The sequence below is a fragment of the Sphingopyxis sp. A083 genome, from assembly GCF_001468495.1.
Lineage (GTDB): Bacteria > Pseudomonadota > Alphaproteobacteria > Sphingomonadales > Sphingomonadaceae > Sphingopyxis > Sphingopyxis terrae.
The window spans coordinates 42751-54810 of the sequence record NZ_LNSK01000006.1 but is presented as its reverse complement, the minus strand read 5'-3'; the positions used below and the strand labels follow the sequence as shown (position 1 = coordinate 54810).

13 protein-coding genes are annotated in these 12060 nt (G+C 66.5%); all 13 read left to right on the top strand.

Going from position 1 to position 12060, the window contains the following annotated elements:
* The first annotated feature begins 26 nt into the window (after positions 1-26).
* The 13 genes from cyoA to ATE59_RS11980 all read left to right on the top strand — a co-directional run bounded on the left by cyoA (position 27) and on the right by ATE59_RS11980 (position 12058).
* Positions 27-1211, top strand: coding sequence for a ubiquinol oxidase subunit II (cyoA, locus tag ATE59_RS12040; protein ID WP_058812605.1), 1185 nt, complete (start codon positions 27-29; stop codon positions 1209-1211).
* A 20-nt stretch (positions 1212-1231) separates the two neighbouring features.
* Positions 1232-3241, top strand: coding sequence for a cytochrome o ubiquinol oxidase subunit I (cyoB, locus tag ATE59_RS12035; protein ID WP_058812604.1), 2010 nt, complete (start codon positions 1232-1234; stop codon positions 3239-3241).
* Positions 3242-3244: 3 nt separating this feature from the next.
* Entirely contained in the window at positions 3245-3874 is a 630-nt protein-coding gene (gene cyoC, locus ATE59_RS12030) for a cytochrome o ubiquinol oxidase subunit III (protein WP_058812603.1), read from the top strand.
* Entirely contained in the window at positions 3871-4251 is a 381-nt protein-coding gene (gene cyoD, locus ATE59_RS12025; RefSeq protein ID WP_058812602.1) for a cytochrome o ubiquinol oxidase subunit IV, read from the top strand. Before cyoC ends, cyoD begins: the two co-directional genes overlap by 4 nt.
* The gene (locus ATE59_RS12020) at positions 4248-4973 is read left to right on the top strand and encodes an SURF1 family protein (RefSeq protein WP_058812601.1); all 726 of its coding nucleotides are present in this window, start codon (positions 4248-4250) and stop codon (positions 4971-4973) included. The genes cyoD and ATE59_RS12020 overlap by 4 nt, the downstream gene beginning before the upstream one ends.
* Complete coding sequence (locus ATE59_RS12015; protein WP_058812600.1) at positions 4970-6277, top strand: ATP-binding protein; 1308 nt, start codon at positions 4970-4972, stop codon at positions 6275-6277. Before ATE59_RS12020 ends, ATE59_RS12015 begins: the two co-directional genes overlap by 4 nt.
* Positions 6274-6804, top strand: a complete 531-nt coding sequence (locus tag ATE59_RS12010; RefSeq protein WP_003040234.1) for a response regulator transcription factor — start codon at positions 6274-6276, stop codon at positions 6802-6804. The genes ATE59_RS12015 and ATE59_RS12010 overlap by 4 nt, the downstream gene beginning before the upstream one ends.
* A gap of 116 nt (positions 6805-6920) precedes the next feature.
* Positions 6921-7472, top strand: a complete 552-nt coding sequence (locus ATE59_RS12005; RefSeq protein ID WP_003040237.1) for a thermostable hemolysin — start codon at positions 6921-6923, stop codon at positions 7470-7472.
* A 1-nt stretch (position 7473) separates the two neighbouring features.
* On the top strand, positions 7474-9528 hold the full coding sequence (locus ATE59_RS12000) for an AMP-binding protein (RefSeq protein ID WP_156416780.1): 2055 nt from the start codon (positions 7474-7476) through the stop codon (positions 9526-9528).
* Positions 9515-10270, top strand: a complete 756-nt coding sequence (locus tag ATE59_RS11995; protein WP_003040242.1) for an SDR family NAD(P)-dependent oxidoreductase — start codon at positions 9515-9517, stop codon at positions 10268-10270. Before ATE59_RS12000 ends, ATE59_RS11995 begins: the two co-directional genes overlap by 14 nt.
* A 22-nt stretch (positions 10271-10292) precedes the next feature.
* Complete coding sequence (locus ATE59_RS11990; RefSeq protein WP_003040245.1) at positions 10293-10937, top strand: tetratricopeptide repeat protein; 645 nt, start codon at positions 10293-10295, stop codon at positions 10935-10937.
* 1 nt (position 10938) lies between these two features.
* Entirely contained in the window at positions 10939-11559 is a 621-nt protein-coding gene (locus tag ATE59_RS11985) for a class I SAM-dependent methyltransferase (RefSeq protein WP_231292852.1), read from the top strand.
* A 46-nt stretch (positions 11560-11605) separates the two neighbouring features.
* Entirely contained in the window at positions 11606-12058 is a 453-nt protein-coding gene (locus ATE59_RS11980) for a potassium channel family protein (RefSeq protein ID WP_003040251.1), read from the top strand.
* The last annotated feature ends 2 nt before the right edge of the window (positions 12059-12060 follow it).

Below are 12060 nucleotides of genomic sequence, written 5' to 3'. Positions count from 1 at the left end.
AGCAAAGCGGGCCTAGGCGCGCCGCCATGCCAGAAAAGCTCTCCCGTCCGTCCACCCGATTCCGGTTGTTGCCGCTGCTCGCGGCGTTTCCGCTGCTCGCCGGTTGCAACATGGTCGTGCTCGATCCTGCGGGCGACGTCGCCCAGCAGCAGGGCAATCTGATCCTGGTTTCGACCGTGCTGATGCTGCTCATCATCGTGCCGGTGATGGCGCTGACGATCTTTTTCGCCTGGCGCTATCGCGCCGCGAACAAGGACGCGACCTACAAGCCCGACTGGGACCATTCGACGCAGCTTGAGCTGGTGATCTGGGCAGCGCCGCTGCTCATCATCATCTGTCTGGGGGCGGTGACATGGGTCGCGACCCATTTGCTCGATCCCTATCGCCCGCTGGCGCGCACCGCGCCGGGTCAGCCGGTCGCAGCGGCGACGCAGCCGATCGACGTGCAGGTCGTCGCGCTCGACTGGAAGTGGCTGTTCATCTACCCCGAACAGGGCATTGCGACGGTAAACGAGCTGGCGCTGCCCGCGCATCATCCGGTGCGGTTCCGCATTTCGGCCTCGTCGGTGATGAACAGCTTTTACGTCCCCGCGCTTGCCGGTCAGATTTATGCGATGCCGGGCATGGAGACGAAGCTCCACGGCGTCTTCAACCAGACCGGCGACTTCACGGGCTTTTCGGCCAATTATTCGGGCGCCGGCTTTTCGAACATGCGTTTCGCGGTGAAGAGCCTCGACGATGCGGGTTTCGCCGCCTGGGTCGCCGCCACAAAGGCCGAGGGCAAGACGCTCGACCGCAACGCCTATCTCGCGCTCGAAAAGCCCAGCGAAAGGGCGCCCGTTCAGCGCTTCGCGGCGGTAGAACCGCAGCTTTTCGACGCCGTGGTCAACATGTGCGTCGAACCCGGCAAGATGTGCATGCACGACATGATGTCGATCGACGCCGCGGGCGGTGCCGGCATTGCGGGCATCCATAATGTTCGCAGCCTGACCTATGACAAGTTCGCCGCGCGCGGCTCCGAGCCCGGATATTGGGGCAAGCGCTATGTCGCCGCGCTGTGCAGTTCGCCGCTGATGGCGAAGGCCGAAACCCCCGACGCCGCCCCGGCGAGCCAAGCGCCGCTGACCGGCGCCGGCCTGCCCAGCCCCGGCAAGCGCGCCGCGCCCGCGCAGACCGCGCTCAACGCCGCCTCGCCCCGCCCGCTTTCCTGATTTTTGTCGCCGAGATCGCCATGACCCCGCACCCCGCCCCCGAAACCGGCCCCTTCCTCGGCCGCCTGTCGCTCGACGCGATTCCGATCCACGAACCGATCCTGATCTTCACTTTCGCCGCGGTGGTGATCGGCGGGATCGCGGTGCTCGGCCTGATCACCAAATATCGCCTCTGGGGCTATTTGTGGAAGGAGTGGTTCACCACCGTCGACCACAAGCGCATCGGCATCATGTACATGATCCTGGGGCTGATCATGTTCCTGCGCGGCTTTGCCGACGCGATCATGATGCGGTTGCAACAGGCGATGGCGTTCGGCGGGTCTGAAGGCTATCTGAACGCGCACCATTATGACCAGATCTTCACCGCGCACGGGGTGATCATGATCTTCTTCGTGGCGATGCCCTTCATCACCGGCCTGATGAACTATATCGTCCCGCTGCAGATCGGCGCGCGCGACGTCAGCTTCCCCTTTCTCAACAATTTCAGCTTCTGGATGACGACCGCGGGCGCCGTGCTTGTCATGATCTCGCTGTTCGTCGGCGAGTTCGCGCAGACGGGCTGGCTGGCCTATCCGCCGCTGTCGGGCATCGCCTACAGCCCCAATGTCGGCGTCGATTATTATATCTGGGCGCTGCAGATCGCGGGGGTCGGCACGACGTTGTCGGGGATCAACCTGATCGTCACCATCCTGAAGCTGCGCGCGCCCGGTATGGGCCTGATGAAGATGCCGGTCTTCACCTGGACCAGCCTGTGCGCGAACATCCTGATCGTCGCGTCCTTCCCCGTGCTGACCGCGGTGCTCGCGCTGCTGACGCTCGACCGCTATCTCGGCACCAATTTTTTCACCAACGACTTCGGCGGATCGCCGATGATGTATGTGAACCTGATCTGGATCTGGGGGCATCCCGAAGTCTATATCCTGATCCTGCCGCTGTTCGGCGTGTTCAGCGAAGTGACCTCGACCTTTTCGGGCAAGAAGCTCTTCGGCTATACCTCGATGGTCTATGCAACGATCGTCATCACGATCCTGAGCTACCTCGTCTGGCTGCACCATTTCTTCACCATGGGATCGGGCGCGAGCGTCAACAGCTTCTTCGGGATCACGACGATGGTGATCTCCATCCCGACGGGCGCCAAGCTCTTCAACTGGCTGTTCACCATGTACCGCGGCCGCATCCGTTTCGACCTGCCGATGATGTGGACGGTGGCCTTCATGCTGACCTTCGTGGTCGGTGGGATGACCGGCGTGCTGCTCGCGGTGCCGCCCGCCGACTTCGTGTTGCACAACTCGCTGTTCCTGATCGCGCATTTCCACAATGTCATCATCGGCGGCGTGCTGTTCGGCCTGTTCGCGGCGATCAACTATTGGTGGCCCAAGGCCTTCGGCTTCAAGCTCGACGTCTTCTGGGGCAAGATCAGCTTCTGGTGCTGGGTCGTCGGCTTCTGGCTCGCCTTCATGCCGCTTTATATCCTGGGCCTGATGGGCGTGACCCGCCGGATGCGCGTGTTCGACGACCCGAGCCTGCAAATCTGGTTCGTGATCGCCGCCATCGGTGCAGCCGTCATCGCGGTGGGGATCGCCGCCATGCTCGTCCAGTTTGCGGTCAGCATCTGGAAGCGCGACGAGCTGCGCGACGAAAGCGGTGATCCGTGGGGCGGCCGCACGCTCGAATGGGCGACCAGTTCGCCGCCGCCCGACTATAATTTCGCTTTCACGCCGGTGATCCACTCGCTCGACGCGTGGCACGACATGAAGACGCGCGGTGCCGAGCGCCCGGTCGGCGGCTTCCGCGACATCCATATGCCGAGCAACACCGGCGCTGGGATCATCCTTGCGGGGATCAGCCTGGTGATGGGTTTCGCGTTCGTCTGGCATATCTGGTGGCTCGCCGCGCTGGGCTTCGTCGGCCTGGTCGGCGGCGCGATCGCCCACACCTTCAACTATAAGCGCGATTTCCATATCCCCGCCGCGACAGTGGCCGAGGTCGAGGATGCGCGCACCCGCCAGCTTGCGGCGGCCGGAGCCTGATCGATGAGCAGCACCACCCTCCCCGCCGCGGGCGAAGCGCCCGCCTTCTACGAACTCGACGAGCATCCCCATCCCGAAGGGCACAGCACGATGCTGGGCTTCTGGATCTATCTGATGAGCGACTGCCTCATCTTCGCGATCCTGTTCGCCTGCTATGCGGTGCTCGGCGGCAATTATGCCGCGGGACCGGCGCCCAAGGATCTGTTCGACCTGAAACTGATCGCGCTCAACACCGCGATGCTGCTCTTTTCGTCGATCACCTATGGCTTCGCCGTGCTCCAGATGCAGCAGGGCAAGGTGAAGGGAACCCAGCTCTGGCTGGCGATCACCGGACTGTTCGGCCTCGCCTTCCTGAGCATCGAGCTTTACGAGTTCCACCATCTGATCGAACTTGGCGCGACGCCGCAGCGCAGCGCCTTTCTGTCGGCCTTCTTCACGCTGGTCGGCACCCACGGGCTGCACGTGACCTTCGGCATCATCTGGCTGGTGACCCTGATGATCCAGCTCGGCAAGCATGGGCTGATCGCCGCGAACAAGCGCCGCGTGATGTGCCTGTCGATGTTCTGGCACTTCCTCGACGTCGTGTGGATCGGCGTCTTCACGATCGTCTATCTGATGGGAATGCTGCGATGAGCGCGAACCACGACCACCACGCCGCCAACCACGCGCATCACGAGATCGAGATGCCGCACGCATCGATGCGCGATTATGCGATCGGTTTCGTCCTGTCGGTGATCCTGACCGCCATCCCCTTCTGGATGGTGATGACGATGCCGCTGTCGGCCGGTGTGACCGCGGCGATCATCATGGGCTTCGCGGTGGTTCAGATCGTCGTCCACATGGTGTATTTCCTGCACATGACGCCGAAGGCGGAGGGCGGCTGGTCGATGACCTCGCTGCTGTTCACGATCATCGTCGTCGTGATCATGCTGGCGGGGTCGCTATGGGTGATGCACCACCTCAACACCAATATGATGCCGATGCCGCACGACATGAGCCAGTTGCCGTGACCCGGCCGCGCCGCGCGGCCTTTGCCGCGGCGGCGCTGGTCGCGGCGGCGCTGCTCGCGGCGCTCGGCGTCTGGCAGCTCGAACGGCGCGAGTGGAAACATGCGCTGGTCGCGGCGGTCGATGCGCGCATCCACGCCGCCCCCGTTCCCGCGCCGCCGCCGGCCGCATGGCGCGGCATCGACGCGGCGCACGACGCCTATCGCCGCGTCACCGCGACCGGCCGCTTCCGTCACGACCGCGAAACGCTGGTTCAGGCGGTCACCGATCGCGGCGCCGGCTATTGGGTGATGACGCCGCTCGAAACGCCCGGCTTCACGCTGCTCGTCAATCGCGGTTTCGTGCCGCGCGAGCGCCGCGATCCGGCAACGCGCGCCGCGGGCAATACGGTCGGACCGACGACGGTGACCGGGCTGCTGCGCATGACCGAGCCCGGCGGCGGCTTTCTGCGCGCCAATGATGCCGCCGCAAACCGCTGGTATTCGCGCGACGTCGCCGCGATCGCAGCGGCGCGCGGCCTGGGCCGCACCGCACCCTATTTCGTCGATGCCGATGCGGCGCCGAACCCCGGCGGCCTGCCCGTGGGCGGGCTGACCGTCGTCAAATTCCCCGACAATCATCTGGTCTATGCGCTGACCTGGTTCGCGCTGATGCTGCTTGCGCTGTTTTTTGCCTGGCGGCTGTGGCGTCCGGGCGCCGATGCGTCCAATATGCCGGACGAATGAGCGAAGCCACGGCCCCACCGATCGCGCTTCCGGCAGCCGACGCCGGCCAGCGGAACATGTCGCTGCTGATCCAGCTGCGCTGGATCGCGGTCGGCGGCCAGCTCGCGACGATCGAGGTCGTCAACGGGCTGATGGGCATCAAGCTGCCGCTTGCGCCGCTGCTCGGCGCGATCATCGTCCTCATCGCGATCAATCTCGCCAGTCTTGCGCGGCTACGCGGCGGCCATTCGGTCGCCAACCGCGAGCTGACGGCCGTGCTGCTGTTCGATGTCGCGGCGCTGGGGTGGCAGCTCCACCATAGCGGCGGCCTCACCAATCCCTTCGCCTCGCTGTTTCTGCTTCAGGTGGTGATGGGCGCGATCCTGCTCACGCCGCGTTCGTCCTGGGCCGTGGTGGCGGGCGCGATCGTTGCGATGGTCGCGCTGCGCATCGATCCGACGCCGCTCGTCCTGCCGCAACCCTATGCCGCCGATCCGCTGGCGCTCTATCTCAAGGGCAGCCTCGTCTGCTTCCTGTTGATCGCGGTGCTGCTCGTCGCCTTCGTCACGCGGATGAGCCGTAACCTGCGCGAGCGCGATGCGGCGCTGGCCACCGCCAGCCAGCGCGCGGCGGAGGAGGATCATATCGTTCGCATGGGCCTGCTCGCCTCGGGCGCCGCGCACGAACTCGGGACGCCGCTGTCGACGCTGTCGGTGCTAATCGGCGACTGGCGCGCGGCACCGCGGCTGGCGGAAGACAGGGAATTGCAGGAGGATCTGGCCGATATGGACGCGGCGGTCGGTCGCTGCAAATCGATCGTCAGCGGCATCCTGATGTCGGCGGGCGAAGCGCGCGGAATCGCACCGCAGCTAACGACTGCGCGCCGTTTCGTCACCGACATAGTCGACGACTGGCGCGCCGGGCGTCTACCGGGCACGCTCGATTTCAGCGACCGGATCGGTCCCGATGTCGATATCGTCTCCGACCCCGCGCTGCGTCAGGTGATCGACAATGTCATCGACAATGCGGCCGAAGTCTCCCCCGACTGGATCGGCCTCACCGCACTGCGCGACGGCGAGATGCTGGTGATCGAGATCGCCGACCGCGGCCCCGGATTCGATCCGGAAATGCTGGAGACGATCGGCCAACCCTATCGGTCGACCAAGGGCCGCCCCGGCGGCGGGCTCGGCCTGTTCCTGCTGGTCAATGTCGTGCGCAAGCTGGGCGGGCTGGTCAGCGCCGATAACCGCGACGCGGGGGGTGCGGTGGTGCGGATCACGCTGCCGATCGCGGCGATCGCGCGGGGCGAAGGGAGAAGGGGATGACCGAACGGCGCCTGCTGATCGTCGAAGATGACGAAGCCTTTGCGCGGACGCTGAAGCGGTCGTTCGAACGGCGCGACTATGATGTGCGGGTGGCGCATGGGCCCGAGGGGCTGGACGAGCTGCTCGCCGGATTCCATCCCGATTTCGCGGTGGTCGACCTGAAGCTCGGCGCCGCTTCGGGCCTCGGCTGCGTCCAGACGCTGAGCGCCTTTGACCCTGCGATGCGCATCGTCGTGCTGACAGGCTTTGCCAGCATCGCCACCGCGGTCGAGGCAATCAAGCTCGGCGCCTCCTATTATCTCGCCAAGCCGTCGAACACCGACGATATCGAAGCCGCCTTCGGCCGCGCCGAGGGCAATGTCGAGGCGCCGCTCGACGGACGCCAATCGTCGATCAAGACCGTCGAATGGGAACATATCCACCAGACGCTGGTCGAAACCGGGTTCAATATTTCCGAAGCCGCCCGCCGGCTCGGCATGCACCGCCGCACGCTGGCGCGAAAGCTGGAAAAGCGGCAGGTTCGCTGAACGCGGGCACCGCCGGTTCGCCGCCGTTTCGAGGCGCCCTACCGGAAAATTTTCGCATTCCTTTGCGGGGTGCGTGTCATCGCGGCGTCTCATCCCTGTAACATAGGGAGATTGGCATGACGCCAGGCGACGAATTCGGAATGATCCGCCAACGGTATCGCGACTGCTTCGCTGCCGAACTGTCCCCCGGCTTTTCAGACTATATTCATCGTCCCGGCACCGGCGGATCGACCGCCGCGCTCGGCTATGCGCGTGCCACCGATGCGCCCCTGTTTCTGGAAGCCTATCTCGATGCGCCCGTCGAAGAGCTGGCGGCAATTGCACTGGGCAGACCCGTTGCGCGCAGCCAGATCGTCGAGATCGGCAATCTGGCAGCCGTCAATCCGCTGGCGATGATCGCGCTTTGGGGCGCGGCGGCGAACGATCTTGCCGCGCTGGGCGATGTCGCGGTCGCGACGCTGACCGCCCCGCTGCGCGCCATGTTTCGCCGCATCGGCATCCCGATCGCCGCCATCGCCCCTGCCCGCGGCGAGCGGCTGGGATCGGCGGCATCGGCGTGGGGACGCTATTACGATCAGGATCCTTGGGTCTGCGCCGGCGTCATCGCCAACGGGCAAGCCGCCATCAACAGCTTCCTCGAACGCCGCGCCGCGCGGCAGGCGGCCTGACATGACCATATTCGACATTCTGACCGCCCAGGCCGCCACGCGCCCCGACGCCGTTGCCATCGACGCGCTTGACGGCCAGCCGCTGTCCTATGCCGCGCTGCGCGATCGCGTCACGGCGCGTATCGCCGACCTCGCGCCGCGACTGCAACCGGGCGTGCCGGTCGCGTTGCAGCGCGACCATGGCCGCGAAAGCGCCGAACTGGAACTCGCGCTGCTCGCGGCGGCGATTCCGGTGCTGTCGCTTCCCGGCTTCTTCACCGCCGACCAATCGCGCCACGCCACCGGCTTGTGCGGGGCCGTACCCGATCCGACGATCCGTTCCGCCGGGTCGGGCAAGCCCCGCCAGTCCGCGCCCGTCCCCCTCCCCGGTGGGACGGCGCGGATCAGCTTCACCTCGGGATCGACTGGCATGCCCAAGGGCATCTGCCTTTCGGCCGACCATATGCTCACCGTCGCCCATGCGATCGTCGCCGCGGTCGGGGCCGAGCACGCCGGACGGCACCTCGCGCTGTTGCCGCCGGGCATCCTGCTGGAAACGGTGGCGGGCTTTTTCCCGACGCTGATCGCGGGCGGCACCTATGTCTGTCCGCCGCAGGCCGAGGTCGGGATGGCCGACCCCTTTCGGCCCGATTTCGCCAGGGCGGTCCGCCTGATCGCCGAACAGCGCATCACCTCGCTGATCTTGGTTCCCGAATATCTCGACGGCATCGTTCGCGTCATGGAGGCGGCGGATATCCGCCTGCCGCTGTTGACGCTGGTCGCGGTCGGCGGTGCGCGCACCCCTGTCCCCTTGGTGGAGCGCGCCCGCCGACTCGGCCTGCCCGTCCGGCAAGGCTATGGCCTGACCGAATGCGCATCGGTCGTGTCCCTGCAGGACGCGGGCGATGACGATCCGACGTCGGTCGGCCGGCCGCTTTCGCATATGCAGGCGCGTGTCGCCGACGATGGCGAGATCGTGCTCGATGGCCCGATCTGCCTCGGCGCGGTCGGCGGCGCGGCACCGTATGCACCGCTCCACACCGGCGACATCGGCACGATCGACGCCGCAGGACGGCTGCACATCGACGGGCGAAAGTCGAACCTGATCATCACCAGTTTCGGCCGCAATATCTCGCCCGAATGGGTCGAAAGCGCGCTCACCCAGCAACCGGCGATCGCACAGGCGATGGTCTGGGGCGAGGGTCGGCCGGCGCCCGAGGCGCTGATCGTGCCGGCCCATGCCGACGCCGATCTGGATGCAGCGGTCGCCGCCGCCAATGCCCTGCTGCCGGCCTATGCCCGCATCGGTGGCTGGCGCGAAGCCGCGCACTTCACGCCGATGAACGGGCAGCTGACCGGCAACGGCCGCCTGCGCCGCGCCGCGATTGCCGCGGCCTATCTGGACGGTACGCCAGACTTTTTCACCGAACTCGAGGCGCAAACGGTGCGCGAGCGCCTGCGCTTCCTGACCATTCCGCAATTGCAGGCGGGACTGACCGGCACGATCACGCGCGACGTGTACCTCGCTTATCTGGCGCAGGCCTATCACCATGTCAGCCACACCGTCCCGCTGATGCGGGCGGCGCGCGCGCGGCTCGGCGGACGCCCTGCGATCGTGGCCGCGCTCGACGATTATATCGCCGAGGAAACCGGCCACGAGGAATGGATATTGTCCGACATCGCGGTAGCGGGCGGCGACGCTGCGGCGGTGCGCGCCAGCGCGCCCGCGCCCGCGACGGCGGCGATGGTCGATCACGCCTATCGCCGGATCGCGACGGGCAATGCCATGGCTTTTTTCGGCATGGTCTATGTCCTTGAAAGCGTCAGCGTCGCGCTGGCGACGCGCGGCGCCTCGGCAGTCGCGAAGAATTTGGGTCTGCCGCCGCAGGCCTTCACCTATCTGACCTCGCACGGGGCGCTCGATCAGGATCATATGGCCTTTTTCGCTGAGCTCGTGAACGGACTCGACGACCCCGCCGACCGCGCGGCGATCCTGGGGATGGCGCGCGAGATGTTCGCGCTGTTCGGCGGGGTTTTCGCGGGCATCGAAATGGAACCGGCGCGTGCGGCGGCTTGACGGACAGCGTGTCGCCATCACCGGCGCCGCGGGCGGGCTCGGCGCCCCCGTCGCCATGCTGCTTGCGCAGGCGGGCGCCCATACGATCGGTATCGACCGCAGCGAAAGCGCGGCATGCCACGACAGCATCGTCACCGATCTTTCCGACGACGATGCGCTCGCCGCGCTGGCCGAACGGCTGACGGGCGACACCCCCGACATATTGGTCAACATCGCCGGGGTCATGCGATTCGGCCTGCACGAAAGCCAGCCCGTCGAGGCGCTGGCGCTGTGTTACCGGATCAATCTGCTCGTTCCCGCGGTGCTCGCCCGGGCAGTCGCGGCGCCCATGCGGCGGCGCGGGAGCGGGCAGATTGTCAATATCGGATCGGTGCTGGGAGCCATCCCCTACCCCTGGTTCGCCGCCTATTCGAGCAGCAAGGCGGGACTCGCCGCGTTCAGCCAGGGATTGCGGCGCGAACTGGGCGGCAGCGGCGTCAGCGTGACGCACGTCAATCCGCGCGCCGCGCGCACCGCCTTCAACAATGCCGAGGTCAACCGCTTCCTCGAAATTACCGGAATGAAGGCCGATGCCCCCGAATGGGTCGCGCAGCGGATCGTCGCCGCGATCCTTGCCCGGCGCCCGACGCTCAGCATCGGCGCGATGGAGCGCGTCTATGCCGCGCTCAATGCCATTTCGCCGCGCCTGATCGACACCGGCCTCGCGCCGCAGATCCGGCGCGCCCGCGCGGAATTTTCGTGAAGCACGACAAAGGAGTAGCCCGATGAAATTGCAAATGACGCGCGCCGCGGCGGTCGCGGCGATGGTGGTTGCGGCCGTGCCGGCCGTGGTGATGGCCGGTGCCGCCGAAGATGTGAAGTCGATCAACGACGGCTGGGCGCACATCGTATACGAGGTGCACGGATCGAGCACCCAGACCAAGGCACTCGACGCGCTTGCCAAGCAGGCCGCCGTGCTGGTCGCCCGCTATCCCGGCCGCGCCGAACCTTTACTGTGGCAGGGCATCGTCACCAGCGAGCAGGCGAACCGCGCCAACATCTTTCACAAGCTGGGCCTTGCGACGCGCGCGCGCGACATCATCGCCCGCGCCTATGCGCTCGATCCGCACGCCGCCAAGGGCGGCGCGGCAATGAGCCTGGGCGTCCTCTATTACAAGGTGCCGGGATCGCCGATCGGCTTCGGCGACACCGACAAGGCGCGCAAGCTGCTGAAGGAAGCGCTTGCGCAAGATCCGGGCGGGCTCGACGCCAATTATTTCTACGGCGACTTCCTGCTCGATCAGGGCGACAAGGCTGGCGCCCGCGCCTTTCTGCAAAAGGCTTTGCGCGCGCCGCACGACGGCACGCGGCCCGTGTGGGATGCCGGTCGTCGCCGCGAGGTGCAGGCGCTGCTCGCCAAGGCGCGCTGACTTGGCGGCCAGCATGGCCGCCGCCTTCGCGGGACAGCTCGCGCGCCCGCGCGGCATCGCAGGGCGGCTGCTCGGCCGGGCAATGGATCTGGCGAACCGCCGGCCGACGCGGCTCGCGATCGACCTGCTGGCGCCGCGTGCGGGCGAATGCGTCATCGACATCGGGTGCGGGACCGGCGCCGCGTTAGCAGCGGTGCGGCGCCGCGCCGACGTGGACGCTGCCGGGATAGACCCGTCACCCGTCATGGCCGCGATGGCCGCGACCCGGCTGGGGGTGGGCGCCGATATACGCTGCGCCGAGCTTGCCGCGATGCCCTTTCCGCCGGCCTCGTTCGACGCCGCGCTACTGCTTAACATGCTTTATTTCTGCGATCCCGACGGCCGCGACCTTGCGCCTCTCCACCGGATATTGCGCCCCGGCGGCCGCGCGGTCGCCTATGTCACCCACCGCGACACGATGCGCGACTGGTCTTTCACACGCGTCGGCTTGCACCAGCTTTATGACGAGGCAGCGCTGGAGCGCATCTTCACGCGCGCGGGCTTTGCTCAGGATCGCATCACGATCGCGCGCGTCTCAATCACCCGCTCGATTACGGGCTTGCTCGCGCAGGCCGTGCGCTAGGATCAAAGCCGCTTGCGTGCCGACGGCAATCTGGGTGAATAGGCGCATGACGCTTGTCCATCAGCTCATGCTCGCCACGCTCGTCGTCGGGACGACGGTCATCGTGCACCTTGTCGGGCTGGCGATCCTGCTCGCGGTCCTGCGCCGCTATCGCCGCGCCGAGCGCCGTATCCTGATCGTCCTGCTGAACGGTGCCGCGATCCTGGTCGCCGCTTTCGGGCTGTTCGCGCTGCATTCGGTCGAGATATGGATATGGGCGGGGGTGTTCCAGTGGCTCGGCGCCTTCGCCGATTTCGAGCATGCGCTCTACTTTTCAACCTCGACCTATGTGACGATCGGATATGGCGACATCGTCCTGCCGCCCGGTCTCCGCATCCTGGGCGCGATCGAGGGGGCGAGCGGCATCATCCTGATCGGCTGGTCGACCGCCTTCTTCTTCTCGATCGTCGACCGCATGAAACTGCTCGAACGCCATTTCGACGCCGACCATCCCCGCTGAGC

What these genes read in the sequence shown, in the direction of transcription:
- cyoB (WP_058812604.1), top strand. Translation starts at nt 1,232, where the DNA reads ATGACCCCGCACCCCGCCCCCGAAACCGGCCCCTTCCTCGGCCGCCTG.
- cyoA (WP_058812605.1), top strand. Translation starts at nt 27, where the DNA reads ATGCCAGAAAAGCTCTCCCGTCCGTCCACCCGATTCCGGTTGTTGCCG.
- ATE59_RS12010 (WP_003040234.1), top strand. Translation starts at nt 6,274, where the DNA reads ATGACCGAACGGCGCCTGCTGATCGTCGAAGATGACGAAGCCTTTGCG.
- cyoD (WP_058812602.1), top strand. Translation starts at nt 3,871, where the DNA reads ATGAGCGCGAACCACGACCACCACGCCGCCAACCACGCGCATCACGAG.
- ATE59_RS11980 (WP_003040251.1), top strand. Translation starts at nt 11,606, where the DNA reads ATGACGCTTGTCCATCAGCTCATGCTCGCCACGCTCGTCGTCGGGACG.
- ATE59_RS12000 (WP_156416780.1), top strand. Translation starts at nt 7,474, where the DNA reads ATGACCATATTCGACATTCTGACCGCCCAGGCCGCCACGCGCCCCGAC.
- ATE59_RS12005 (WP_003040237.1), top strand. Translation starts at nt 6,921, where the DNA reads ATGACGCCAGGCGACGAATTCGGAATGATCCGCCAACGGTATCGCGAC.
- ATE59_RS12015 (WP_058812600.1), top strand. Translation starts at nt 4,970, where the DNA reads ATGAGCGAAGCCACGGCCCCACCGATCGCGCTTCCGGCAGCCGACGCC.
- cyoC (WP_058812603.1), top strand. Translation starts at nt 3,245, where the DNA reads ATGAGCAGCACCACCCTCCCCGCCGCGGGCGAAGCGCCCGCCTTCTAC.
- ATE59_RS11990 (WP_003040245.1), top strand. Translation starts at nt 10,293, where the DNA reads ATGAAATTGCAAATGACGCGCGCCGCGGCGGTCGCGGCGATGGTGGTT.